General features: G+C 72.2%; 19 protein-coding genes. 5 read left to right on the top strand and 14 right to left on the bottom strand.

The genetic code is table 11. The annotated features are described in order from the left end of the window. Window positions 1-83: 83 nt before the first annotated feature. The 3 genes from ACH4TV_RS21005 to ACH4TV_RS20995 form a co-directional block, all read right to left on the bottom strand. Window positions 84-632 (bottom strand): hypothetical protein, encoded by a 549-nt coding sequence (locus ACH4TV_RS21005; RefSeq protein WP_398400726.1) that lies wholly within the window; start codon window positions 630-632, stop codon window positions 84-86. 44 nt (window positions 633-676) lie between these two features. After that, window positions 677-1,276, bottom strand: a complete 600-nt coding sequence (locus ACH4TV_RS21000) for an RNA polymerase sigma factor (RefSeq protein ID WP_398400161.1) — start codon at window positions 1,274-1,276, stop codon at window positions 677-679. 86 nt (window positions 1,277-1,362) lie between these two features. After that, complete coding sequence (locus tag ACH4TV_RS20995; RefSeq protein WP_398400159.1) at window positions 1,363-2,805, bottom strand: S8/S53 family peptidase; 1,443 nt, start codon at window positions 2,803-2,805, stop codon at window positions 1,363-1,365. Window positions 2,806-2,960: 155 nt separating this feature from the next. Between ACH4TV_RS20995 and ACH4TV_RS20990 the strand changes: the two genes are divergently transcribed. Continuing rightward, window positions 2,961-5,567, top strand: coding sequence for a CHAT domain-containing protein (locus ACH4TV_RS20990; protein WP_398400157.1), 2,607 nt, complete (start codon window positions 2,961-2,963; stop codon window positions 5,565-5,567). Between the two features lie 192 nt (window positions 5,568-5,759). Here the strand turns inward: ACH4TV_RS20990 and ACH4TV_RS20985 are convergent, their stop codons facing one another. Then, window positions 5,760-7,619 carry a LuxR C-terminal-related transcriptional regulator gene (locus tag ACH4TV_RS20985; protein WP_398400155.1) on the bottom strand — a complete coding sequence of 620 codons (1,860 nt, stop codon included), beginning with the start codon at window positions 7,617-7,619 and terminating at the stop codon, window positions 5,760-5,762. Window positions 7,620-7,719: 100 nt separating this feature from the next. Here ACH4TV_RS20985 and ACH4TV_RS20980 point away from each other — a divergent pair, with 100 nt between their 5' ends. Continuing rightward, window positions 7,720-8,805 carry a M12 family metallopeptidase gene (locus tag ACH4TV_RS20980; RefSeq protein WP_398400153.1) on the top strand — a complete coding sequence of 362 codons (1,086 nt, stop codon included), beginning with the start codon at window positions 7,720-7,722 and terminating at the stop codon, window positions 8,803-8,805. A 134-nt stretch (window positions 8,806-8,939) separates the two neighbouring features. Here ACH4TV_RS20980 and ACH4TV_RS20975 read toward each other — a convergent pair whose 3' ends face one another. The 5 genes from ACH4TV_RS20975 to ACH4TV_RS20955 form a co-directional block, all read right to left on the bottom strand. Further along, window positions 8,940-10,316, bottom strand: a complete 1,377-nt coding sequence (locus ACH4TV_RS20975) for an NtaA/DmoA family FMN-dependent monooxygenase (protein ID WP_398400151.1) — start codon at window positions 10,314-10,316, stop codon at window positions 8,940-8,942. A gap of 20 nt (window positions 10,317-10,336) precedes the next feature. After that, the gene (locus ACH4TV_RS20970; protein ID WP_398400149.1) at window positions 10,337-11,563 is read right to left on the bottom strand and encodes an LLM class flavin-dependent oxidoreductase; all 1,227 of its coding nucleotides are present in this window, start codon (window positions 11,561-11,563) and stop codon (window positions 10,337-10,339) included. 47 nt (window positions 11,564-11,610) lie between these two features. Next, window positions 11,611-11,700 carry a putative leader peptide gene (locus ACH4TV_RS20965; protein ID WP_398400147.1) on the bottom strand — a complete coding sequence of 30 codons (90 nt, stop codon included), beginning with the start codon at window positions 11,698-11,700 and terminating at the stop codon, window positions 11,611-11,613. 187 nt (window positions 11,701-11,887) lie between these two features. Then, window positions 11,888-12,769: a glutathione S-transferase C-terminal domain-containing protein gene (locus ACH4TV_RS20960; RefSeq protein ID WP_398400145.1), complete on the bottom strand. Its 882-nt coding sequence runs from the start codon at window positions 12,767-12,769 to the stop codon at window positions 11,888-11,890. Window positions 12,770-12,856: 87 nt separating this feature from the next. Continuing rightward, window positions 12,857-12,970, bottom strand: coding sequence for a putative leader peptide (locus tag ACH4TV_RS20955; RefSeq protein WP_398400143.1), 114 nt, complete (start codon window positions 12,968-12,970; stop codon window positions 12,857-12,859). A gap of 207 nt (window positions 12,971-13,177) precedes the next feature. Here ACH4TV_RS20955 and ACH4TV_RS20950 point away from each other — a divergent pair, with 207 nt between their 5' ends. From ACH4TV_RS20950 to ACH4TV_RS20940, 3 genes are all read left to right on the top strand, one after another. After that, on the top strand, window positions 13,178-14,317 hold the full coding sequence (locus tag ACH4TV_RS20950; RefSeq protein ID WP_398400141.1) for an acyl-CoA dehydrogenase: 1,140 nt from the start codon (window positions 13,178-13,180) through the stop codon (window positions 14,315-14,317). Between the two features lie 91 nt (window positions 14,318-14,408). After that, complete coding sequence (locus ACH4TV_RS20945; protein ID WP_398400139.1) at window positions 14,409-15,521, top strand: SDR family oxidoreductase; 1,113 nt, start codon at window positions 14,409-14,411, stop codon at window positions 15,519-15,521. Further along, window positions 15,518-16,846 carry an aspartate aminotransferase family protein gene (locus ACH4TV_RS20940; protein WP_398400137.1) on the top strand — a complete coding sequence of 443 codons (1,329 nt, stop codon included), beginning with the start codon at window positions 15,518-15,520 and terminating at the stop codon, window positions 16,844-16,846. The genes ACH4TV_RS20945 and ACH4TV_RS20940 overlap by 4 nt, the downstream gene beginning before the upstream one ends. 20 nt (window positions 16,847-16,866) lie before the next feature. On the opposite strand, the gene ACH4TV_RS20935 is transcribed toward ACH4TV_RS20940, so the two are convergent. From ACH4TV_RS20935 to ACH4TV_RS20915, 5 genes are all read right to left on the bottom strand, one after another. Continuing rightward, window positions 16,867-18,426 (bottom strand): ABC1 kinase family protein, encoded by a 1,560-nt coding sequence (locus ACH4TV_RS20935; RefSeq protein WP_398400135.1) that lies wholly within the window; start codon window positions 18,424-18,426, stop codon window positions 16,867-16,869. 91 nt (window positions 18,427-18,517) lie between these two features. Next, window positions 18,518-19,105 (bottom strand): hypothetical protein, encoded by a 588-nt coding sequence (locus ACH4TV_RS20930; RefSeq protein ID WP_398400133.1) that lies wholly within the window; start codon window positions 19,103-19,105, stop codon window positions 18,518-18,520. Between the two features lie 91 nt (window positions 19,106-19,196). Further along, window positions 19,197-19,694, bottom strand: coding sequence for an RNA polymerase sigma factor (locus ACH4TV_RS20925; protein ID WP_398400131.1), 498 nt, complete (start codon window positions 19,692-19,694; stop codon window positions 19,197-19,199). A gap of 432 nt (window positions 19,695-20,126) precedes the next feature. Next, complete coding sequence (locus ACH4TV_RS20920) at window positions 20,127-20,582, bottom strand: (2Fe-2S)-binding protein (protein WP_398400129.1); 456 nt, start codon at window positions 20,580-20,582, stop codon at window positions 20,127-20,129. 54 nt (window positions 20,583-20,636) lie between these two features. Beyond that, window positions 20,637-22,751: a molybdopterin cofactor-binding domain-containing protein gene (locus ACH4TV_RS20915; protein WP_398400724.1), complete on the bottom strand. Its 2,115-nt coding sequence runs from the start codon at window positions 22,749-22,751 to the stop codon at window positions 20,637-20,639. Window positions 22,752-22,862 lie beyond the last annotated feature (111 nt).

Here is a 22,862-nt window from a genome sequence, read left to right as displayed (position 1 = left end):
CGACGGTCGCAGAACAGTCGTCGGGGGCGGGTCCCCAGTGGGATCCGCCCCCGGCAACCGTGCGTGCTGTGCGGTGCTGTGTGTCAGGCGCGCAGCCACTCCGTCATGACGACGTCCGCGTCCGTGCGCAGGCGGAGCGCGAACGGGCCGGTGACATGCAGTTCGCCGGTGAAGCGGCCCATGTCGTCGGTGGTCAGGGTGGGCGGCGAGGTGAGCTGCGGGCCGCTCAGCACCTCGATCCTGGCCTCCTGCGGCGGCAGCACCTGGCCCATCAGACCGTGCGCGGTCACCTCGATGTCGACCGTCAGCTCGTCCGTGCGGAAGGTCAGCATGCGGGGTGCGTCCACAGCCCCCCGCACGGGGATGGCGTGGACCAGCGAGTCGAAGGTCAGTTCGGCCAGCTGGGTGTCGAGCGAGTACAGGGTGTAGGCCTCGACAGCCGTCTGCTGGAGCTGAGCCGGTACGGGGTCCAGTATGGCGGCGGCCTGGCGCAGCATCTCTTCGAGGAGGTCGTTCTCCAGGGAGTCGTCGCCCTCGAACTGCGTCAGGTCGTCGCCGTCGCCGTCGAAGCCCTCGATGCCGTTCGGACCGTCCGAGCCGTTCGTGCCGTTCATGTCGGCCGTGCCGTCCATATCGTCGGGGTCGTGGGGTGAACTGTCGCTGTCGTGTGCGTTGTTCACAGCACCCCCCGGGCGGCGAGCCGCACGCGCAGACGGCGCAGGCAGCGCTGGCGCAGCGGGCCGATGCTGCCCACGGCGATGCCGAGACCGGCGGAGATCTCCTGGTAGCTCGGCGGTGGCGTGGCCATCAGGATGCGGAGCAACTGCCTGCACCTGGCGCCGAGTTCCTCGAACTCTTGCCATAACTTCCGGATGCGCTCCGCCTCGGCGGAAGCCTCCTCGGACTCGATCACCCACTGCTCGGGCGTACGGTCGTCGCTGATCCGGTCGAGCAGCTGGGCGTCGTCCGTGGGGGTCATCCGCTGTGCGCTCTTGATGACCTTGAGGCACTCGTGCCGGGCGGTGCTCGCGAGCCACGAGCCCGCCTTCTCCGGTTCACGGATGCGGCCCAGGTGCTGGGCGAAGCGGAACCAGACGGTCGAGTACACCTCGTGTGCGTCCGCGTCGGAGAGCCGGTGCGCGCGCACCACCGACCACACCAGTGGGCTCAGCCCTTCCACCAGCGCTTTCCAGCCCGCCCCGTCGCCGTCGACGGCGGACTGGACCAACGCGCCGACCGCAGCTCGGTCCACGTCCCCACCCCTCGTGTACGGCATGCCATCGTACGCCGTGAAGGGGGGTGCTCCGCTCGTCCTGCGCATTGTCCTCACTTGGTCTGTCCTTGTACGGAGGCCTGTTGACCTCATATGGAGGGCGGGATGTTCACGACCGGCACCGGGCTCCAGGTGGGCGGCAGCAGTGCGGGTACGACGGCTCCCCGGACCTCCGCGAACTCCGTGTTCGCGGCGAGGAGTTGCTGGCGGGCGGCGCGGGGGTCGGTCTCCTTGTGGGCCGTCATGTGGGCGGCGATCATCGCGGCGACCACCGGGGTGGCGAACGAGGTGCCGCTCCACTGCGCGAACCCCTCGAACTGCACCTGGTCCGGGGTGCCCGACGTGGTCGCCCGCTCCCCCGTGAGCACGCCGAGGTGCTGGGGCTGCTGGCAGGTGCAGGCGTAGGCGAAGTGGTGACGGCAGGTGTCGTACGAGCTGTGCTGGTAGCGGTACGGCACCGGTGCCTCGAAGCCCGTGAGCGGGCCGGTGAGCCGCTCGCCGGGGGCGTAGACCTTCACCCAGGAGCCGTGGTTGCTGAAGCAGGCGCCGAACTCGCCGTCGCTGCGCAGGGCGCCGACGGACAGCACGGACTGGGCGTACTCGGGCTTGTCGGCATAGGCGGCGGGCCAGAAGGGGGTGGCGCTGGCGTTGTTGCCCGCGGCGGCGACCAGCAGGGTGCGCGGCTGCTCGCGGAGGGCCTCCATGAACGCCTCGATGCCGAGCAGGCCGTCCGTGCTGCCGTTCGACGTACCGGCGGAGAGGCTGATGATGGCCGGCCAGCCGTCGCGCTCGACGGCCTCGAAGAGCTTGTCGCCGAACTCGGACTCCAGGATCGCGCCGATGTCGCCGAGCGTGTTGAGGGAGAGGATCTTCGTGTTGGGGGCGACCGCGGCGACGAGTCCCGCGATGAACGTGCCGTGCCCGACGTACTGCTGGAGCACGCCGTCGGCGTCGGTCTCGTCGATCTGGGGGTCACCCTGGACGTGGGCCATCGCCGGATAGGCCGCGTAGTCGTGCATGAGTCCGGTGTCGATGACCAGGACGCCGACGGCGCTGTCCTCGTCGTAACCGCCCTCGGCCACCGCGGGGTTGGGCCCGGCGGTGTGCGGGGCGGGCACCGGCTCGTCGCCTGGGCAGGCGTTGACGGGCGCGATGTGCACCACGTGGTTACGGCTGACCAGGCGCCGCCGCGCGTTGCCCTCCGTCTCCCTGAGCGCGCGCAGGGCGCCGGCCACCGCGCGGTCGCCGTGCCGGCCGCCCTCGCCCGGGTCGCCGACCTGGATCCGGGTGATGCCCGACCGGTTGGTCTCCGGGCTCGCCCGGCGCACCTCGTCGGCGGTCAGTCCGGCGAACGTGGTGAAGTGCGCGCGGACGGTGTCCTCGACGACCCGCGCCTCCTCGCCGTCGCGGGCCAGGACGACGCCCTTCTCGTAGATGAACTCGGCGGAGTCGTCCGGCCCCATCGCCAGGGCGACGCCGGGCATGGAGCGCTGGATCTGGTCGAACTGCTCCTGGAAACGCTGTGGTGCCATGGTTGTTCTCCCCCCTTGAACTGAACTGACGGATCACCGAACGTGTTTGCAAGTCCTCATCGTCAAGTCCTCAGTGAGAGTCGCGAGGCCGTCGCGTGATACAGGGGATGGCCAAACCTGTGTGACGCGGGGCGCGGAGCACTACCATCCGTTAAGTGACAGCGGGAAGCGACACGGTTCTCGAACTACTGCCGATGGTGTTCGCCCGCCCGAAGGACGCGCTCGCCCGGGCGGAGAACGTCCTCGGCAACGATCCGACGCCGTTGCACGCCTCCGTCGCCCACCAGGTGATCGGTCTGTGGCAGCGGGACTTCGGCGACATGCGCATCGCCCTGCGTCATCTGCGGCGCGCCCGCGATCTCGCGGCGGACGCCGGGTCGGCGGAGCGCGAGGCGGACGTCCTCGGCACGCTCGGCGTGGCACTGGTCCACGCGGGCCGCACCCGGCAGGGCCTGGAGGCGTTCGAACAGGGAGTCGAGCGCGGTACGGGCCATACACGCGCGCGCGTGCTGTACCGGCGGGCGTACGCGTGGTGGGTGCTGGGTCATCACCGCGAGGCGCTGGACGACGTACGCCGGGCCATACCGGTGCTGCGGCAGGCGGACGACACCATCTGGACGGCGCGGGCGCTGACCCTGCGGGCCACCGTGCATCTGGCGCTCGGGCGGCCCGAGCGGGCCGACGCCGACTTCACCGCCGCCGAGCAGATGTGGGACACCACCGGCCAGGAGCACGACAAGGCGGACGTCGTGGAGAGCCGGGCGCTGGCCGCGTACCGGGCGGGCGACATCCCGGCCGCGCTGCGCCTGTTCGACGAGGCGGCCGAGCGGTACGACCGGCTGGGTACGCCGATCTTCATGTTCTACATCCGGCGCTGTGAGGTCCAGATGGCCGCCGGGCTGGCCCCGGAGGCGCTGGCGGACGCGGACGCGGCGATCGCCGTGCTCGACGGCATCGGTGGCCAGAGCACCCGCAAGGCGGAGCTGCTGCTGACCGCCGCGCGGGCGGCCCGGCTCGCGGGCGACCCGCACACCGCGATCGCCCGCGCGGCGGTGGCCGTACGTCTGTTCGCCGGGCAGCGGCGCAGTTGGTGGGAGGCGCACGCCCGGCTGGTGCTGCTGGAGGCGCGGGTCGCGACCGGGCGGAAGTCCGGGCGGCTGGTCGCGGACGCGGCGGCGCTGGCAGAGCGGCTGGCCGCCTTCGGTTCGCCGTCCGCGCCCGAGGCGTCGCTGCTCGCGGGCCGGATCGCGCTCGCGCTGGGGTGGACCGAGGACGCGGAGAAGCATCTGAAGGTCGCCGCCCGCAGCAGGCGCGTCGGGCCGCCGCTGGCCCGGATGACGGGGTGGGCGGCGCAGGCGCTGCGCGCGGAGGCGGCCGGGTCGGGCCGGGGCGTACTGGAGGCCTGCCGGCGCGGGCTCGCCGTCCTGGACGATCACCGGATGACGCTCGGCGCCTCGGAGCTGCGGGCCCGGGCCACGGCGCAGGGTGCCGAACTCGCCGCACTGGCACAGCGGGCGACCCTGGAGTCCGGTGGGCCGCGGCGGCTGCTGGTGTGGAGCGAGCGGTGGCGGGCCACGGTCCTGTCGGCGCCGCCCGCCCGGCCGCCCGACGACCCGGCGCTCGTGCAGAGCCTGACCGCCTTCCGGGTGATCGCCGCCCGCGCGGAGGAGGCCCGGGTCGCCGGGCGCCCGGTACCGGCGCTGGAACGCGAACAGCGGCGCCTGGAACGGGAAGTGCGTTCCCGCACGCTCCATATGCGGGGCGAGTCCCCCGGCAACGGAAGCCGCTTCGATCCCGGCCGGCTGCTCGAACGCCTGGGCGGCGGTGGGCGGTTGATCGAGATCGCCGTGGTCGACGGCCGGGTGCAGGTGCTGTTGTGCGGTGAGGGGCGGGTGCGGCGTTTCGAAGCGGGGCTGGTCGCGGACGCGGTGACCGAGGCCGAGCACGTCCAGTCCGGGCTGCGGCGGCTCGCGCATCCGGGGGCGGAGGGCAGGCTGCCGGTACTGGAGGCGGCGGGCCGCCGGCTGGAGGAGCTGCTGCTGGGCGCGGCCGTGCCGCATCTGGGGACCGGCCCGGTGGTCGTGGTCCCGCCGGGAAGCCTGCACCGGGTCCCTTGGGCCCTGCTCCCCTCCCTCCGGGAGCGAGTGCTGAGCGTGTCCCCGTCGGCGAGCAGCTGGCTGCGCGCCCAGGAGACCGGGCCCCCGCCGAGCGGCCGGCACGTCCTCGTCCGGGGGCCGGGCCTCGCGAGCGGCGGGGCGGAGGTGCCCGACCTGGCCGACCGGTACGGCAGACCGACGGTGCTGGAGCACGAGGGCGCGCGGGCGGCGGAGGTGCTGGACGCGCTCGACGGGGCCGCGCTGGCCCATATCGCGGCCCACGGCACCTTCCGGGCGGACAGCCCGCTGTTCTCGTCGCTGCGGATGGCCGACGGCCCGTTGATCGTGCACGACTTCGAACGCCTCGGCCGCAGTCCGTACCGGATCATCCTGTCCAGCTGCGACACCGGCCGCCTGGCGACCGTCGGCGCGGACGAACTCCTCGGCCTGGTCACCGCGTTGCTCCCGCTGGGCACGGCGGGCGTGGTGGCGAGCAGCGCACCGGTCAACGACGCGGCCGTGGTCCCCCTGATGCTGGCCCTGCACAAGGGCCTCAGCGCGGGCCTCTCCCTGGCCGAGGCCCTGCGCGACGCCCGCGCCTCCCTCCCCGGCGACGCGACCCACCAGGCGACCGGCTGGGCGTTCGCAGCATTCGGAGCGGCCTGAGCCCACCCCGGCCGACGATCACGCCGGCTGCGCGGCCGGAGCGTCGTCCAGTCGTCCAGGAGCCATGGCAGCGCGCCTCAGTCGCTCGCGCCCAGGCCGGTGCGGGCGCTGAAAACGGCTGATTCCCCGCACCAGGCAGCCCCGGCCGCCCTCGGCGTTCGAGGCTGAACCCGTCGCCCCGCCCGACGGCGATCACGCCGGCTGCGCGGCCGGGGCGTCGTCCAGGAGCCACGGCAGGGCACCCCGGTCGTTTGCGCCGAGGCGGGTGTAGGCGCTGTACAGGTGGTTGCCGACGGTGCGGATGGAGAGGGTCAGTCGGTCGGCGATCTGGCGGTTGCTCAGGCCGGCGGCGGCGAGGGTGATGATCTGGCGCTGGCGGGCGGTGAGTTCGCCGAGGACCAGGCCGGACAGGGCCGGGGTGCGGGCGCCCTGGCAGCGGCGGGCCAGGGTCATGGCGCGGGAGCGGGACGTCCGGGCGGCACGCGGGTCGCGGTGGAGCGGGACGGCCTGGGCGTGGGCCTCGGCCGCGAAGAGCAACAGGCCCCGGCGCTCCAGGAGTTCGGCGGCGCGGTCCAGGGCCGGGCCGTCCTGGCGGACGAGCGCGTCCGCGTGCCGGGCCAGCGGTGCCGCGTCCTCGCCGGGCAGTTGGGCGAGGCGGTCCGCGACCAGGTGCGGGGCCCCTAGGCGTACGGCGTCGTACAGGGCGTACGCCTCGCCCTTCCCCTCCGTGATCGACTCCAGTGCTCCGGCGATGTCGCCGTGCGCCGCCCGCTGCCACGTCGTCGCCTGCCTCGGGGCGGGGTGGCCGGCGAGGGCCTCGTCCAGGGTGGCGACCTCGCACAACTGGGCTGCCGCCAGGGCCAGTTCCGTACGGCAGGCCAGATCGTCCGGGGCGCCTCGCAGGCCTTCCCGGGCCCAGGACAGTGCCTCGCGGAGTTCGCCGCGCAGGCGGGCGAAGCGGGCCCGTACCGTCGCGTAGTCGGCGGGTACGGCGCGGTTCGGGGCCGCGCCCTCCGCCGCCAGCCAGTCCCCGACGCGGCCGGCCGGTTCGTGGACGTCGGTCCGCTCGATCCGGTCGGTCAGGTCGGCGCGCTCGGCGGCCAGGGCAGAGGCACACTCGGCCGGGGTGCGGGACATACGCCTGGCGCGGAGCTGTCCGGCGCCCGCGCGCAGGACGGGGCCGTGCAGGGGGTGGGCGAGGCGGACCTCGGACAGGGCGTCGACGTGGATCAGGCCGTCCGCTTCCAGGCGTTCGAGGGCACGCAGGTCCAGATCCGCGAGGTCCAGCGGGAGCGGCTCGCTGAACGCCAGGCGGTCCAGCGCGTCCCGTTCCTCGGCGCAGTCGCGGTGCAGCGCCTGCCCGATCCGTTCACGCACCGCCGCCGTCACCGGAACCGGGCCCCGCCACGTCAACTCGTCCGACGTCAGGCTCAGTTCGCCGCGTTCGCGCACCGCGGCCAGCAGGTCGCGCAGCAGCCGCAGGTCGCCCTGGCACAGGTGGTGCAGGCGGTGCGCGGTGAGCGGCTCGACCGGGCCGCCGGCGCCGGCGGCGATCAGCTGGGCGGTCTCCTCGCGGGGCAGCGGCTCCAGCGCGAGACGCGGCAGCACGTCGCCGGTCCACAGCCGGGACACCGCGCCCGGCGCCGGGGCGCCGTCCGTCGCGACCACGAGCAGCCGGGTACGCCCGTGCACCGCGAGCTGGTGGACCAGCGCGGCCGAGGAGTCGTCCAGCAGATGGGCGTCGTCGACCAGCAAGGTCCGTACGCCCGCCAGGAGTTGAACGGCCCGGTGCAGGGAGACCGCCTCCGGGAGGAGGTGGGCGAACGCGGCGAAGGGGATGTCCCGGGTCTCGGGCGTGCCGCTCACCTTCGCGCAGCCGGTGCCCCGGACGGCCTCCGTGACGAGACGGGTCTTGCCGTGCCCGGCCGGACCCGTCACCACGACGCCGTGCCGTTCGGCCGCCAACGTCCGGCGGAGCAGCTCCAGTTCGCTGTCCCGGCCGGTGAACGGCCAGGGCAGTTCCAGGGTCTTCGCGTCCCGTTCGAAAGTCATCACGTTCAACAAGAGCCGGGCTACTCAGCTTTGATACAGGCCGACTTGAGTAGCCCCCGACTCAGGCGCCCGAGGGCCGGTGAGCTGCAACCTGTTCCCCATGAACGCACGGTTCTGCTCACTCCCGCAGCAGCCGGCCCCCAGCTTCACACCGGGGTTGCCGGCCGAGCGGCTCAGTGCGCTCCTCTCGGGGCGTCTGATGTGGGTGAACGGCACCGTGCTCCACTACTACTTCTTCGACCGGGACAGCGACGGCTCGGTCATCCCCCTGCCGGGGACCGGGGAGACACGGTGGGAGTCATGGGTCGGCGCCGAGGCACAGCGCGATGTCGTCCGTGACTGTTTTCGGGAGTGGCTCGAACTGGGGATCGGGCTCTCCTTCGTCGAGGTGCGCGACCGTTCGGAGGCCGAACTCCGCATCGGATTCCAGACCGGTGACGGTTCGTACTCCACGGTCGGGCGGGACGCACTCTCGGTGGGCCTGGGGCGGCGCACGATGAACTTCGGATGGGACCTGATCGCGCCGGGGGAGCGCGCGACGGCCCTGCACGAGATCGGGCACGCCCTGGGCCTGCTGCACGAGCACCAGAACCCGTTCGCCGGCATCCACTGGGACGACGAGGCCGTGTACGACGACCTCGCCGGGCCGCCGAACTTCTGGGGCCGCGACAAGACGTACTTCAACATCCTGCGCAAGCTCGACCCGGACGAGGTCAACGGCTCCGTCTGGGACCCGCTGTCGATCATGGAGTATCCGTTCTCGGCGGGGCTGATCCTCGAACCGGAGCAGTTCCGGTCCGGGGTGCGCCCGCCAGGGACGCTCTCCCCGGCCGACAAGGTGTTCGTGCTCCGCTGGTATCCGCCGACGGGCACATCCAGTCCGGCCGAACTCGTGCCGTTCCGGTCCGCTCCTCTGTGCCTCGGCGCGGGCGAGCAGGCCGACTTCGGCATCGCACCGCCGGAGACCCGCGACTACACCGTGGGCACCTTCGGGGAGAGCGACACGGTCGTCGCGGTCTTCGAGGAGATCGACGGCGAGCCCCGTTACCTCTCAGCCGAGGACGACGGCGGCACTCCGCACAACGCCCACGTCAGGGTCCGGCTCGTCAAGGGCCGCCACTACTTCGTCCGCGTCAGGCTCTACTCCACGTGGGGTTCGGGGGAAACAGCCGTCATGTGCTGGTGATGCTGGGGGCAGAGGCCAGCGCATGACGGCGGACGCGGACGAATCAGACCACCATCGGGCACCCGGGGGAGCGGTCGAGGACGTCACCTTCATGGGGGAGGGTGACGTCCTCGACCACGCCATGTACGGCGGACTCAGGACGCCGCCCGCTCCCCCGCCGTCTCGGCGTCGGGGTGGGCGAGGCCCAGATGGTCGCGGAGGGTGGTGCCCTCGTACTCCGTGCGGAAGACGCCGCGTTCCTGGAGGAGCGGGACCACCGTGTCGGCGAAGCCGTCGAGGCCGCCCGGGGTGATGTGCGGGACCAGGATGAAGCCGTCGCTCGCGTCGGCCTGGACGTACTCGTCGATCGTGGCGGCGACCGTGGCCGGAGCGCCGACGAAGTTCTGGCGGTTGCCGGTCTCGATGACCAGGTCGCGGATGGACCAGTTGTTGGCCTCCGCGCGCTCCCGCCACTCGCGGGCCGTGGCCAGCGGATCGCGGTACATCCGCACCTGGGCCCGGCCCCGGGAGACGGTGTGTTCGCCGAGGTCGGGGTCGATGTCGGGGAGCGGGCCGTCCGGGTCGTACGCGGACAGGTCACGGTTCCAGACGAACTCCAGGTGCTTGATGGCCGTGGCCCCGCTGACCTGCTGGCGGCGCACCTCGTGGGCCAGTTCCTCCGCCTCGGCGTCCGTGTCGCCGAGGACGAAACTCGCGGCAGGCAGGATCAGCAACTGGTCCGCGCGGCGGCCGTACTTGGCGAGGCGGTTCTTGACGTCGGTGTAGAAGTCCTGGCCCTCCTTGAGGGTGGCGTGCCGGCTGAAGATCGCGTCCGCGGTCGACGCGGCGAACTCGCGGCCCTCGTCGGAGTCGCCGGCCTGGAAGATCACCGGGCGGCCCTGCGGGGAGCGGGGCACGTTGAACTGCCCCTCGATGTCGAAGTGCTGGCCGGTGTGGACGAAGGCGCCGGCCTTCGCGTCCCGCAGGAAGGTGCCGGTCTCCTGGTCGGCGAGGATCTCGTCGCCGTGCCAGGAGTCGAAGAGTTCGCCCGCCGTCCGGAGGAACTCCTTGGCCCGTGAGTAGCGTTCGTCCTGCGGGAGGAAGCCACCGCGCCGGAAGTTCTCGCCGGTGAAGGCGTCCCAGGAGGTGACGACGTTCCAGGCGGCGCGTCCGTCGGAGAGGTGGTCGAGGCTGGCGAACTGGCGGGCCACCTCGTAGGGCTCGTTGAACGTGGAGTTGATGGTGCCGGTGAGTCCGAGGTGCTCGGTGACGGCGGCGAGCGCGGTGAGGACGGTGAAGGTGTCGGGCCGTCCGACGACGTCCAAGTCGTATATTTTTCCGCCCTGTTCACGCAGTCGCAGCCCCTCGGCGAGAAACAGGAAGTCGAACTTGGCGCGTTCGGCGGTGCGCGCGAAGTGGGCGAAGGAGCTGAACTCGATATGGCTGCCGGCCTGGGGGTCGCTCCATACGGTGGTGTTGTTGACGCCGGGGAAGTGCGCGGCCAGGTGGATCTGCTTCAGCGGCTTGCTCATGGTCGTACGGTCCCTCCGGCTCAGGCGGTGACGGTGGCGGTGGCCGCGTTGGGGGCGGCGTAGCGGTTGGCGGGGCGGGTCAGGCCCAGCAGTCCGCGCAGGGTGTCGGCCTCGTACGCCTGCCGGAAGACACCCCGGCGCTGGAGTTCGGGGACTAGGTTCCGGGTGATCGCCGGGAGGTCGTGGCCGGCGACGGCGGGCCGCAGCCGGAAGCCGGTCAGTCCGGCCGACGCCAACTCCTGGAGCAGGTCGGCGAGTTGGGCAGCCGTACCGGCGAAGATCCGGGCATCACTGGTGTATTCGTATCCGGCGAGGGCGTCGAGGCGTTCCCGGCGGGCCACGGCCTCGGCGGGATCCTCGTCGAGGAAGACCACCAAGTCGCCGAAGACATGCAGGGGTTCACCCGCACGGCCGGCCGCCGACTGCTCGGTGCGGATCTCCTCGACGATGGCGCGGGCCTGGCCGGTGTCGAACGGCGTGACGTATCCGACGTCGGCCGAGCGGGCCACCAGCCGGTACGGGACGGTCTCGTGGGCGAGGGCTGTGACCACGGGCTGGCCCTGCGGCGGGCGAGGGGTGATCGACGGGCCCTTGACGCTGAAGTGCGGTCCCTCGAAGTCGATGTAGTGCAGTTTCTCGCGGTCGACGAAGCGGCCGGTGGCGGCGTCGCGGATCTCCGCGTCGTCCTCCCAGCTGTCCCAGAGCCGGCGGACGACCTCGACGTAGTCGGCGGCCTCGTCGAAGAGGCCGGCCACCGGTTCCCAACCGCGCGGCCCGTTCAGCGGGTCGATGTGCGGGATCGGGCGGCGGCCGAAGTGGGCGGCCTCGTTCTGGCGGGCGGTGATCTGGACGCGCAGGCCCGCGCGGCCGGTGCTCACGTAGTCGAGGGTGGCGATCGCCTTCGAGAGGTGGAACGGCTCGGTGTGGGTGGTGACGACGGTCGGGACGATACCGATGTGCCGGGTGAGCGGGGCGACGCGGGCCGCGATGAGCACGGCGTCGAGGCGGCCCCGGACCTGGTCGGTGCGGCCGTCCGGTTCGATGGGGTGCGAGGACTGGAGACCGAGCCCGTCCTCGATGGTCACGAAGTCGAGCAGCCCGCGCTCGGCCTCGGCGACCAGGTCGGCCCAGTAGCGGGCGGTGAACAACTCCCGGGGCCTGGCGACCGGTTCGCGCCAGGCGGCCGGGTGCCAGCCGGCGCCGTCGAGGGCGACGGCGAGGTGCAGAGAAGAGAGTGACGAGGACACGAAAGTAGCGCCTTCCTGATCGACCGTACGAAAGGACGAGACAGCGGTCAGGAGCAACAGAGCGCGCCGGCCACACGCAGGAGATCGATGTGCCGCCGCGAGTACAGCTTCGGGCGGCAGGGAATGGGCTTCGGCACGATGGGATCAACAACGCGATGGGTTCGCGTGTTCCGGTCATTTGTGTCGGCCGGATGAACACCGGCCACGTTCGGGGGGCTAGGTTCGGGCGGGCCGAGCGGATTCGACGCCGGTCCGGCAGCGCGCCCCAAAGGGGCGCGGGGAACTGCGCAACAAGCCCCCACCGGCCCGCAGCCAACGAACCGCCTATCCAGCGGAGCTATCGGCGGAGCGCGAAGCGTATGCCGCCCAGTCAAGGATCTGCACAGCCGCCCCCGCCGCCTCCAGCCCCCGGCAATCGGCGTGGTGCCGACGGGCGATCGCGTCGAGGTCGAGGTGCGCCCCGAAGGCCGGGTGCGCGGCGAGGCGGCGGGCGTAGGCCCACAGCGCCGGATGATCGGCGACGCGGTGCACGGCGGCGGCGTCCAGGTGCCACCGGTGCACCGTGTCGAGGCGGACCAGGCTGACCCACAACTCCACGTCTGCGGCGGTGAGTTGGTCGCCGAGGAGATACGGGTCCGCGGCGAGCCGGGCGTCCAGCGAGCCCAGGGTGCGCAGCAGGGAGGCGAGCGCGTCGGCGCGGTCGGAGTCGTCGACGCCGGCCTCTCCGGCGCGCTGCGCCGCCGCGTCGATGTTCTGCGCGCACAACCGCTCGACGGCCTCGATCTCCGCCTCGAGACCGCACGGGTACAGCGCGGAGCGCCCCGCGCCGAAGTGCCGGGCCAGGTCGCGCAGGATGTCCGGGGTGTGCGTGCTGACGATCCGCCCCGACCAGTCGTCGCTGAGCACCGGGGCCGTGGCCGCGCCGGAGTAGCGGTGCGCGCTCGCCTCGTACAGCGGGCGCAGCGCGGAGTGTTCGCCGCCGGGAGCGTCGGGCACGACGGGCAGGTCGGTCACCGGACAGGCCGCGTCGAGGCCGAGCAGACTGTGGGTGACGGCGATCCGGAGACAATCGGGGTCGGCCGGGGACAGGTGGAGGCGGTAGCGGCGCGGCACGGCGTAGTGGCCGCTGCGCGCGTCCCGGCCGAGCCGGCCGCGGAAGGCCGGAGCGGGGCGGGCGGCGGTGGCGGCCAGTGGTGTGACGGTCATGAGTCTCCCCAAGGTGTGGTGCGCAGACGTACGCGCGGCGGAAGGCGTCGTCGGGGCCCGTCGGTCCGGCGCGTGGGCGGGCCGGACTCAGCGCAGGGGGCTGATGGCGCTGCAGACGCGCTGGAGGTCGATGTGACGGCGGGAGGTCAGCAGCGGGGTCGGCCGGGGTGCGGAAACCACCCGACTGGCATTCGACTCCACGCGCATCACCTTTCCCTACCTTTTCACTAGGATTCCCATGGGGAGTGTCGATCGGCTCGCGGCCCACGTCAAGGGCGTCTCGTACGGCGGACGGTGCCGGCCCCGGTCTCCCGGGCGAGGGGTCCTCGCGGCTGGCTCGTAAAGCTCGTGAAGAGCGAAACGACGCCGCCGACGGCATCCGAGGACCAAGGAAAAGCAGGGGACGACATGAGATTCCTGGAGCGTGAACGCGCGGCCCTCACCACGTTGCTGCCCGGCCTCGACGACGGGCTGCGGGCCGTGCCGCTGATGACGTTGGAAGGGCCGAAGAGTCCGGGCATCGGGCTGTTCCGGGAGTGCAGAGGTCCCGGGCTGCTGGCGCCGACGGCCCTTCAGGGGCGGGGCGCCACCGCGCTCGAAGCGGTGCGGGTGCAGCGGGCGCTGGGCAGCCGTTCGCCCTCGCTGGCCGTGGCGACGACCATGCACCACTTCTCGATGGCCACCCTGGTAGGGCTGAGCGAGTCGGGCGGGGGCGAGGGGCTGGAGTGGATGCTCGTCCAGGGTGTCGCCGCCGACAACCGGCTCATGGCGTCCGGCTTCGCGGAGGGCCGCAGCGGCACCGGCATCCTCTCCCCCGCCATGTCCGCCAGGGTGACACCCGAGGGCGTACGCATCACCGGCGTGAAACGGCCGTGCAGCCTGGCCCGTTCCATGGACCTGCTCACCGCCAGTGTGATGGTGCCGTGCGAGGACGGCGAGGGTGAGGAGCTGGCCGTGGCGCTCGTGCCGGCCGAGACGGAGGGCCTGAGCGTCAGCGGCTTCTGGGCCAGCAGCTTCCTCGCGGGCGCCGAGAGCGACCAGGTCACGCTGGACAACGTCCTCGTGCCGCCGGAGCTGCTGGTGCGCACCGCGTCCCCGGCCGGGGCCCGGCTCGACGAGGTGCAGACCGCCGGTCTCGTCTGGTTCGAGCTGCTGATGACCGGCAGCTATCTGGGCGCCGCGAGCGCCCTGGTCGAGCGGGTGCTGCGGCGCGACCGGGTGCCGGAGGCCGAGCGGGTGGGGCTGCTGGTGGCGGCGGAGGGCGCGATGGCCGCTGTGGAGAGCCTGGCCCGGCGGGTGGACGACGGCACGCCCGACGAGTCCGCGCTCGCCGACTCCCTGTACGTCCGCTACACCGTGCAGGACACGCTCGCCCGCGTTGTCCCGCGCGCGGTGGAACTGCTGGGCGGCATCGGCTTCATGACCTCGGACGAGGTCGGCTACCTCGCCGCCTGCACCAACGGCCTCGCCCTGCATCCGCCGTCGAGGTCACGGATGACGGGCCCGCTGGCCGCGTATCTGGACGAGGCACCGCTGACGGTCGCCTGAACCCCGGGGCCTTCCTGCCCTGTTCCCTTGTGGATCCGTCCACTCCCTTGTAGATCCATCCGCCGCTCACCCGACCGAGGGGAATTTCGTCATGCCCGAATCCCGGCCCACCGTGCTGCTCACCGGTGGCACCGGAGTGCTCGGCAGAGCTCTGATCGACGAGCTCCTGCCCGACTTCCGCATCGTCTGTCTGCGGCATCGCACCCCGGTGAACGACCCCCGGGTGCGAGAGCTGCGCGCCGACCTCATGGAGCCCCGACTCGGCCTGTCCGGGGCCGAGTTCACGCGTCTCGCCGCCGAGACGGACCTGGTACTGCACTCCGCCGCCGCGACCAACTGGCAGTGGGAACCGGACCTGATCCGGCGCGCCAATCTCGACGGCACCCGCACGATGCTCGACCTCGCGGCCCTCGCCGGCTCGCCCTTCTTCCATATGAGCACCGCCTTCGTGGCCAATCCGCTGGCCCCGGAGGAGCAGGAGCGCTTTCCCGGGGCCGCCGCCTATCTCGCCTCGAAGACGGAGGCCGAGCAGGCGGTGCGGGAGGCTCCGGCGCCCGGGGTGATCATGCGGCCGTCGGTGGTGATGGGCGACTCGGTGACCGGCCTGATCGCCGGGATGCAGGGGCTGACGCGGGCGCTGGGTGCCATCGTCAAGGGCCAGGTGCCCGTCATGCCGGGCGGGCCGGAGTCGCGGATCGACATGGTGCCGCAGGATGTCGTCGCCCGTGCGGTGGGCGACCTCATGCGCGGCGGGGTCACCGGGGGCGAGTACTGGCTGACGGCCGGCTCGGAGGTGCTGCTCCAGACCGAAGTCATCGACGCCTGCCTGGAGTTCGCCGACCGGTACGGGCCCCGGCCGCATCCGCCCCGGCTGATTCCCCTGGAGTCGGTGCACCGGCTGCTGCTCCCGCTGATCGAGGGACCCACGTTCCCGGAGTCGCTGCGCCGCCGCTTCCACACATACGCGGAGCTGCTGCTCGTCTTCCAGCGGGCGCTGCCCTTCGAATCGTCCCTCGGTACGCCGCACTGCGGCCGACCGGTCTCGAAGGAGGAGCTGCGCCAGGCCCTGGTAAGCAACCTGGTCGCCTGGGCCGCCCGCCCCGGCGGCATGCGCGGCCGACAGCGCACCCAACCGGCGACCGTTCCCGCCGCACCCCAGGAAGTGGCTCAGGAAGCAGTCCAGGCAAGGGAGTTGGCGTCATGACCACCGTCCCGATCGACTCCCCGCTCCGACCGGACACCGGCACCGGCACCCCGGTCGACAGCGACAACCGCGCGCACATAGCCCGGCTCTACCGCGAGCATCTCTCCTCCGGGCGGGCCGTCATGGGCACCGTGCTCGGCGGGATGCTGGAGACGGCGTCCGACGGGGCGTGGATCTTCACCGAGGACGGCCGCCGCTACCTCGACTTCGGCGGGTACGGCGTCTTCATCCTGGGCCACCGGCACCCCGCCGTGACGGCGGCCGTGCACTGCCAGGTGGACGCCCATCCGCTGGCCTCCCGGGTCTTCCTGGAGCCGGTCGCGGCCCGCGCCGCGGAGGCCCTCACCGCGCACACCCCGGCCGGCCTCGACCGGGTGCACTTCGTCAACTCCGGTGCGGAGGCGACCGAGGCGAGCCTGAAGCTGGCTCGCGCCCACGGGCACACCGCGCTGGTGAGCACGGCCGGCGGCTATCACGGCAAGACCCTGGGCGCGCTCTCCGCCACCGCCAACGCCAAGTACCAGGAGCCGTTCCGCCCGCTGCTGCCGGACCGCAACGTCGTCCCGTACGGCGACGCGGACGCGCTGGACGCCGTGCTCGGTCTGCTCGGCGAACGGGCCTGTGTGATCGTCGAGCCGGTGCAGGGCGAGGGCGGGGTACGGATTCCGCCGCCGGGCTACCTGGCGGAGGTGAGCCGGCTGTGCCGGGCGTACGGCGCCTTCCTGATCGTCGACGAGATCCAGACGGGGCTGGGGCGGCTGGGCTCGTGGTGGGGCCTGGACGGGGAGGGGCAGGACGGTGTCGAGGGCGCCGGGGAGGTCGCGCCGGACGTGCTGCTCGTCGGCAAAGGGCTCAGTGGCGGGGTGGTGCCCGTCGCGGCGATGGTCGCGACCGAGTCGGCGTACCGCCCGTTCTCCCGCGACCCGTATCTGCACACGTCGACGTTCGCGGCCTCGCCGATCGCCTGTGCCGCCGCGCGGGCCGCGGTCGAGGCGCTGGCCCGGGAGGACGTCGTCGCCCGTGCCCGCGCGCTCGGCGAACGGCTGCTCGCCGGTGTCCGGGCGGCCTGCGCACCGTACTTGGGCGGGCTCGTCCGGGAAGTGCGCGGGCGGGGGCTGCTGATCGGCCTGGAGTTCACCGAGGAGCGGGCTGTCGGCGAGCTGATCCTCGAACTGATCGGCCGGGGCGTCCTCGTGAACCACTCCCTCAACGCCTCCCGGGTCCTGCGCCTCACGCCGCCCGCGATCGTCGGCGACGACGAGACAGAGCTCTTCCTCGCGACGCTGGCGGACTCGCTCCGGGACGTGGCGCAGCGGCTCGGCTGAGGCCCGCGAAGGAGAAGAGGTCAGTGGGACGGGCGGCGGCGGTCCAAGAGGAGGGCGGCGGCTCCGAGAGCCATCAGGCCCCGGGAGGGGGTCCAGGGCCGCTGCCCGCCCATGCCCGCCGGGGTGTGCGGTTCGTGGAGCTGGAGGGCGAACTGCCGGTTGGCGGCGTCGGAGAGGAGGCCGCGCAGCTGCTCGGGGGCGGACACCGCGAAGGACAGGAGGTCCATCGTGTTGCGGGCCGCCTGGTCGAGGGAGAAGTACTCGCGCAGCAGGGCCATGACGATGCCCCGCGCCTCCGACTTGAAGACGTCCGCGAGGGCGATGTCCGGTGCCAGGCAGCGCACCGAACCCTCCAGGTTGGCGAAGGACTTGCCCAGCAGGGAGATGGCGGGCGCCGAGCCGATGCCCCGCTTCGTCGCCTTCTCCAGCACGGTCGTCAGGGACACTCCGAAGTTGATGTCCTCCAGGGAGGCCGTGGCGACCTTGGGCACCAGCGCCGCCATGTCGGCGGCGAACGCGGGCAGGTTGGACCACGGGGTGACCCGCCCCATGTCCGCCCAGGCCCAGGCGAGTCCGTGGCCGTCGTTCTGCGCGAGGGCCATGAGCAGGGGCAGCAGTTGCAGGCTCGTACGCCGGTCGAGCCGGCCGATCATGCCCCAGTCGATGAGCGTGGCCGGGCCGCCGGGCAGCGCGAAGACGTTGCCGGCGTGCGGATCGGCGTGGAACATGCGGTCGACGAAGTAGCCGCGGTACATGAAGCGCAGCAGGTCCTTGCCGATGTCCGTGCGCTCCCGGTCGCTGAACGTGGCGCGGTCCAGGTGCCGTACGGAGGCGCCGGGGGCGAGGGACTGCACCAGCACCTTGGGGGTGGCGTGGAGGACGTGGGGCACCGCGAGGGTCGGATAGCGCCGGATGTGTTCGCGGGCCTCGTCCATGTTGCGGGCCTCGCCGGTGAAGTCGAGTTCGGGTTCCATGGCGTCGAAGATCGAGCCGAGCATCGCCTCCATGTCGATGACCTCGTTGAAGCGGGGCGCGGTGCGGGCGACGATCCTGGACGCCTTGCGCATCAGGGCCATGTCCGCGCGGACCGCGTCCCGGATACCGGGCCGCTGCACCTTCACCACCGCCGGGCGCCCGCCGGGCAGGGTGACCCGGTACACCTGGGCGAGGGAGGCCGCGCCGAGCGGTCGTACGGTGTCGATGTCGTCGAAACGGCGCTTCCAGTCCGGGCCGAGCTGCTCCCGGAGCACGGGTTCGAAGACGGAGAAGGGCTGGACGTCGACCTGGTCGTGCAGGTTCTGCAGCTCGGCGATCATCGAGGCGGGCACCATGTCGGGCCGGGTGGAGAGGATCTGCCCGAGCTTCACGTAGAAAGGGCCGAGGCTTTCGAGCGCGTGGCGTACGGCCCGGGCGCGCCGGGAGCCGTCGTCTCCGTTCTCGGCGCCGTCGCCGTAGGCTCCGTCGGCTCCGCGCCGGGTGCGGCGCCGGTCCCGGGCCAGTCGGCCGGCCTCTTCGGCCGCGAGACCTCCCAGCACCTTCACCACCAGCCGAAGCCGGCTGCCGAGCAGGGCACCGCCCATGTGTCACGACCTTCTGTGTGTGATGCGTTTCCGGAACAGGGGGTGGTGGCTGACCGGCGGGGCGGGGCGTCGGGCCCCGCCCCGCCGTCAGTCAGCTGCCCTTCCTCGCCACCGGTGCCCGGCCACCACCGCCCGTCACCGCACCGGCGACCCCCTGAACGCCCTCCAGCACGCCGACCAGGGACGCGACGAGTTCGGAGAGCTGGGCGATCTGACGTGGCAGTGCCGCCAGCCCCTCCGCCATGTCCGCCGCTCCCGACACGGCCGACGCGGCCCCGCCCGTCACCTGTCCGAGCGCGGCCAGCGGATTCGCACCTCCGCCGCCGAGCGCGGCGAGGGGGTGCGGAGCCGCGCCGACCAGGGCGGCCAGGGGATTGGGGGCGGCGCCCGTCAGAGCGGCGAGCGGGTTGGCGCCGCCGCCTTGGGCGGCGTTGGCGGCGTTCGCCAGCGCCGCCACGGGATTGGCCACTCCCCCGAGCGCCGAGAGCGCGCTCACGGTACGCAGCACATCCACGGGCAATCCGTTCAGCGTCTGGTACGGATTCGCCGCGGTGAGCCAGTCCGCGGTACGGGAGTCGTCGCCCTTTCGGTCGAGAATCTCGTCGAAGGCCTTCTTCGTACTGTCGGCGATATCGCCGATGAAGTCCTTGATCGTGTCCTGCGCATTATTCCTGCCCACTGTAACTGCCTTCCCTGTCGACTGAACTCCCGTAATTCGGAAGTCGTTCACAAGAGGCCGGACACCCGTCGAAGTTGAATTCGGGCGTCCGTTACCTGTGGTGTGCCGCGACACCGTCCAGCGTCTGGGCGCACACGAGCCGCAGCCGCGCCCGCCCCCGGGTGAACGCGCCCTCGGCGGCCTTCAGCGAGATCTGGTGCATGCGCGCGAACTCCATCGTGGAGATTCCGTCGGCGCGGGCCAGCATGACCTGGCGTTCACGGCCGCGCAGCTGCTGGACCTGGCGCAGCAGCCAGCGCCCGAAGTCCTCGTCGCACACGTCCTCGTCCGGCAGCTCGGGCCTGCTGACGTGCGCGGTACGGCCCACCAGCCGCCGTCTGCGCTCCAGTTCGCGGTAGTGGTCGACACACAGCCGCAGGGCGACCGAGGTCAGAAAGGGCCCGATCCGCCCCTGGTCCAGGTTGGCGTGGGCCGCCGCCCGCAACATCGCCTCCTGGACGCAGTCCTCCGCGTCCTGGGCGGTCGGCAGCCGCCGGCGGACCAGCCGCATCAGCCGTTCCCGGTGGCTGGCGATCTCGTCCCAGGACAACTCCCCACGGATTTCCCCCTGGGTTTCCCCCAGAACTTCTCCCTGGGCTTCATGAATGACTCGATCGACGATGGCGAACTCACCTGAGCGGTCTTCCGAATTCATGCAGTACACGGCCCCGAAATGATCCCATGGGTGCGAACCAGAATATTCGCACGTCCTATCCACAACCCGACGGGAAAGGACTGTCCGGGTCAACTCACGGACAAACCGAGCCGATTGCCTACCACTCGTCCGAATGGAAAACGAACGAACCATCTCCGGCACGCGACAGACCGTGCTATAAAAATTCTTACGCCAGCGAGGACAGCGTGTTCCTGCTGAAACGTCACATCACGACAGGACCACGAATTAATTCCTGGGCAACATACCCATATCGGCCATACAGGAACCGAATTCGCCAATACCGGCCGACCTGCTTCTGGCCGCTCGTCAGCCCTCGGCGGCGGCCTGCTTGATGGCTTCGCGGATCCGGGAGTACGTACCGCAGCGGCAGACGTTCTCGATCCCATCGATGTCCGCGTCCGTCGGCGTGGAGGTCCGGCGGAGCAGCGCCACCGCGGCCATGATCTGCCCCGGCTGGCAGAAACCGCACTGCGCGACATCCCGGTCCAGCCACGCCTGTTGGACGGGGTGCAGGGTGTTCCCGTCGGCCAGCCCCTCGATGGTGGTGACCTTCCGGTCCGCACAGTCGGCGACGGGCACGACGCAGGGCTGGATCTCGGCGCCGTCGAGATGGCTGGTGCACGCACGGCAGACCCCCACCCCGCAGCCGTACTTGGGGCCGGTCACCTGCAGCAGGTCACGCAGCACCCACAGCAGCGGCATGTCGGCCGGGGCCTCGACGGTGACCGGCTTGCCGTTGAGGACGAAGGTGTAGTGGGGCATCAGTACCCTCTCGGAGGTCTCGGAGGCGCAGCAGGAGCCGGGTTCGGCGGCCGGTCAGAAGGTGAGCGGGAAGCGGCGCGGCTCGGTGCCGGTCGCCCGGGCGTACGCGTTGGCGACCGCGCCCGCCGCCGCGGGCACCCCGAGTTCCCCGGCTCCGCCGGGCTCGCCCCTGGACGGCATGAGGTGTGCCTCGAAGTGCAGCGGGGCGTGCCGCTGGCGGGCGTAGTGGAAGTCGGCGAAGCTGCCCTCGCGGACGGCGCCCCGGTCGATGTGCAGGCCGGCCCGCAGCACGGTGGAGATGCCGTCCACGGCGGTGCCCATCAGCTGGGCCTCAAGTCCGCGTGGATTCACGGCCGTTCCGACGTCGGCCGCCATCACCACCTTGGTCACCCGCGGGTTCTCCGGGTCGGCGGCGTCGATCTCAACCAGGCAGGCCACACAGGAGCCGTACTCCTCGTGGACCGCCATGCCCTGTCCGTGTCCGGCCGGCATGGTCCGTCCCCACCTCCCGGCGGAGGCCGCCTTGTCGAGTACGGCGCGCACGGGCTTGCTGCGGAGCGTGGTGCGCCGGAAGGCGACCGGGTCCTTGCCCAGGCTGCGGGCGATCTCGTCGACCATGATCTCCTCGACGGTCCGGGTCGTCCCGGAGTCCACCGACCGCCAGGCACCGAGCGGTATCGCCGCCAGTTCCACGCTGCCCGAATCCCCGGACAGCCGACCGAAGTTGTACAGCCCGCTGTCGCTGGGCAGTGGGCCCGCAGCGCGGACGCCCCCCGCCCGCGCGGCCAGGGGCCTCGCGCCGCCCTGGGCGGCGAGTCCCTCCCCCTCCCACGACTCGCTCACCGAAGCCGTCGAGTGGACGAAGGCCACCACCCGGCCGCCCGCGTGACTGGCTCTGATCCGGTGGTGGGTGGCGGGGCGCATCCGGCCGTGTCGAAGGTCGTCGGCGCGGCTCCACATCAGCTTGACCGGCCGGCGGGCCGCTTTGGAGACGAGGGCGGCCTCGATCGCGAAGTCGTGGTTGAGCCGCCGTCCGAACGAGCCGCCGCCGCGCAGGACATGGACCTTGACCTTCGATGCCGGGAGCCCGACCGCGGCGGCGATGCTGTCCCGGGCGTCCATCGGGGTCTGGGTGGAGAACCACAGTTCGGCGCGGTCCGCGCGGACATCCGCCACCGTGGTCAGCACCTCCATCGGGGCATGGCTGACGAACGCGAACTCGAACTCCCCCGTCACCTGCGTCGATCCGCTCGGCGCCGGGTCCAGCGGGGGGACGGCGGCGCGCAGCCGGGATCTGATGGCCGCGTCGGACAGCGCGGCCAGCGGGCCCGGGGCCCAGGTGATCCGCAGGGCGTCGCGGGCCTCGAAGGCGTGGTGGAAGGTGTCCGCGACCACGGCGACCCCGTCCGCCACCCGCACGACCGCACGGACTCCCGGCATGGCGCGGGCCGCCCGGTCGTCGACCGCGCGGACCTTCCCGCCGAGCGTCGGCGGCCGGGCGACGACGGTCGGCTTCGCACCGGGCACCCGCAGGTCACCGGCGTACTGCGCCTTGCCGGTGACGATGTCCCGCGCGTCGATACGGGTCGTGGGCTTCCCGATCACCTTGTGGCGGGAGGACGGTTTGGGCCTGCTGGAGACCCTCGGCCGGGTGACCTTCGCGGCCGTCGCGGTCAGCGATCCGAAGGTGGCCGTACGCCCGTCCGGTGCGACGACCATGGTGTTCCGGGTCCGCAGCGTGCGAGCGGGCAGGCGCCAGCGCTGCGCGGCGGCGGTCACCAGCCGGGCGCGCGCGGTGGCGGCCAGCGCCCGGGCGGGTCCGTACAGCGAGCTGACCGAGTTCGAACCGCCGGTGAACTGGCTGCCCTTGGTACGGGCGTCGGCGAGCGGGATGTCGACGTCGGCGAGGCGGGCGTCCAGTTCCTCGGCGATCATCATGGCGACCGCGGTGGTGACCCCCTGGCCGACCTCGACGCGCGGCAGCCGTACGACCACCCGGTTCGCCGCGGTGACCTCCAGGACCAGCATCTCGTCGTCGGTGCCGGTCACCACGACGCCGGAGCGCGCGCTGCCGCCCGCCGTCCGGGGCTCGGCGCCCTCCGCCGGGGACGTGTCGCAGCCGATCGGGGCGGCCACGGTCAGGGTGGTCGCGGCCAGCGAGTACACCATGAACCTTCGACGGGACCACTGCCGCTCCATCGCCACCCCTGTCGGTTCCTGCCCGGTGCGTCTCCTGTGTAGGAGGGGTCCAGGGCCTTTGTGGTTGCGTACCGGGACGGC

Origin of the sequence: Streptomyces sp. NPDC020898, assembly GCF_044333925.1 — a bacterium.
Taxonomy (GTDB): domain Bacteria; phylum Actinomycetota; class Actinomycetes; order Streptomycetales; family Streptomycetaceae; genus Streptomyces.
The sequence above is the reverse complement of the archived record's forward strand: the minus strand, read 5'-3'. Positions and strand labels throughout refer to the sequence as shown.

Coding starts and splice junctions, on each gene's coding strand:
- ACH4TV_RS21005 (WP_398400726.1), bottom strand. CDS start 632: ATGGACGGCACGGCCGACATGAACGGCACGAACGGCTCGGACGGTCCG.
- ACH4TV_RS21000 (WP_398400161.1), bottom strand. CDS start 1,276: ATGCCGTACACGAGGGGTGGGGACGTGGACCGAGCTGCGGTCGGCGCG.
- ACH4TV_RS20995 (WP_398400159.1), bottom strand. CDS start 2,805: ATGGCACCACAGCGTTTCCAGGAGCAGTTCGACCAGATCCAGCGCTCC.
- ACH4TV_RS20985 (WP_398400155.1), bottom strand. CDS start 7,619: ATGACTTTCGAACGGGACGCGAAGACCCTGGAACTGCCCTGGCCGTTC.
- ACH4TV_RS20980 (WP_398400153.1), top strand. CDS start 7,720: ATGAACGCACGGTTCTGCTCACTCCCGCAGCAGCCGGCCCCCAGCTTC.
- ACH4TV_RS20975 (WP_398400151.1), bottom strand. CDS start 10,316: ATGAGCAAGCCGCTGAAGCAGATCCACCTGGCCGCGCACTTCCCCGGC.
- ACH4TV_RS20960 (WP_398400145.1), bottom strand. CDS start 12,769: ATGACCGTCACACCACTGGCCGCCACCGCCGCCCGCCCCGCTCCGGCC.
- ACH4TV_RS20950 (WP_398400141.1), top strand. CDS start 13,178: ATGAGATTCCTGGAGCGTGAACGCGCGGCCCTCACCACGTTGCTGCCC.
- ACH4TV_RS20945 (WP_398400139.1), top strand. CDS start 14,409: ATGCCCGAATCCCGGCCCACCGTGCTGCTCACCGGTGGCACCGGAGTG.
- ACH4TV_RS20940 (WP_398400137.1), top strand. CDS start 15,518: ATGACCACCGTCCCGATCGACTCCCCGCTCCGACCGGACACCGGCACC.
- ACH4TV_RS20935 (WP_398400135.1), bottom strand. CDS start 18,426: ATGGGCGGTGCCCTGCTCGGCAGCCGGCTTCGGCTGGTGGTGAAGGTG.
- ACH4TV_RS20920 (WP_398400129.1), bottom strand. CDS start 20,582: ATGCCCCACTACACCTTCGTCCTCAACGGCAAGCCGGTCACCGTCGAG.
- ACH4TV_RS20915 (WP_398400724.1), bottom strand. CDS start 22,751: ATGGTGTACTCGCTGGCCGCGACCACCCTGACCGTGGCCGCCCCGATC.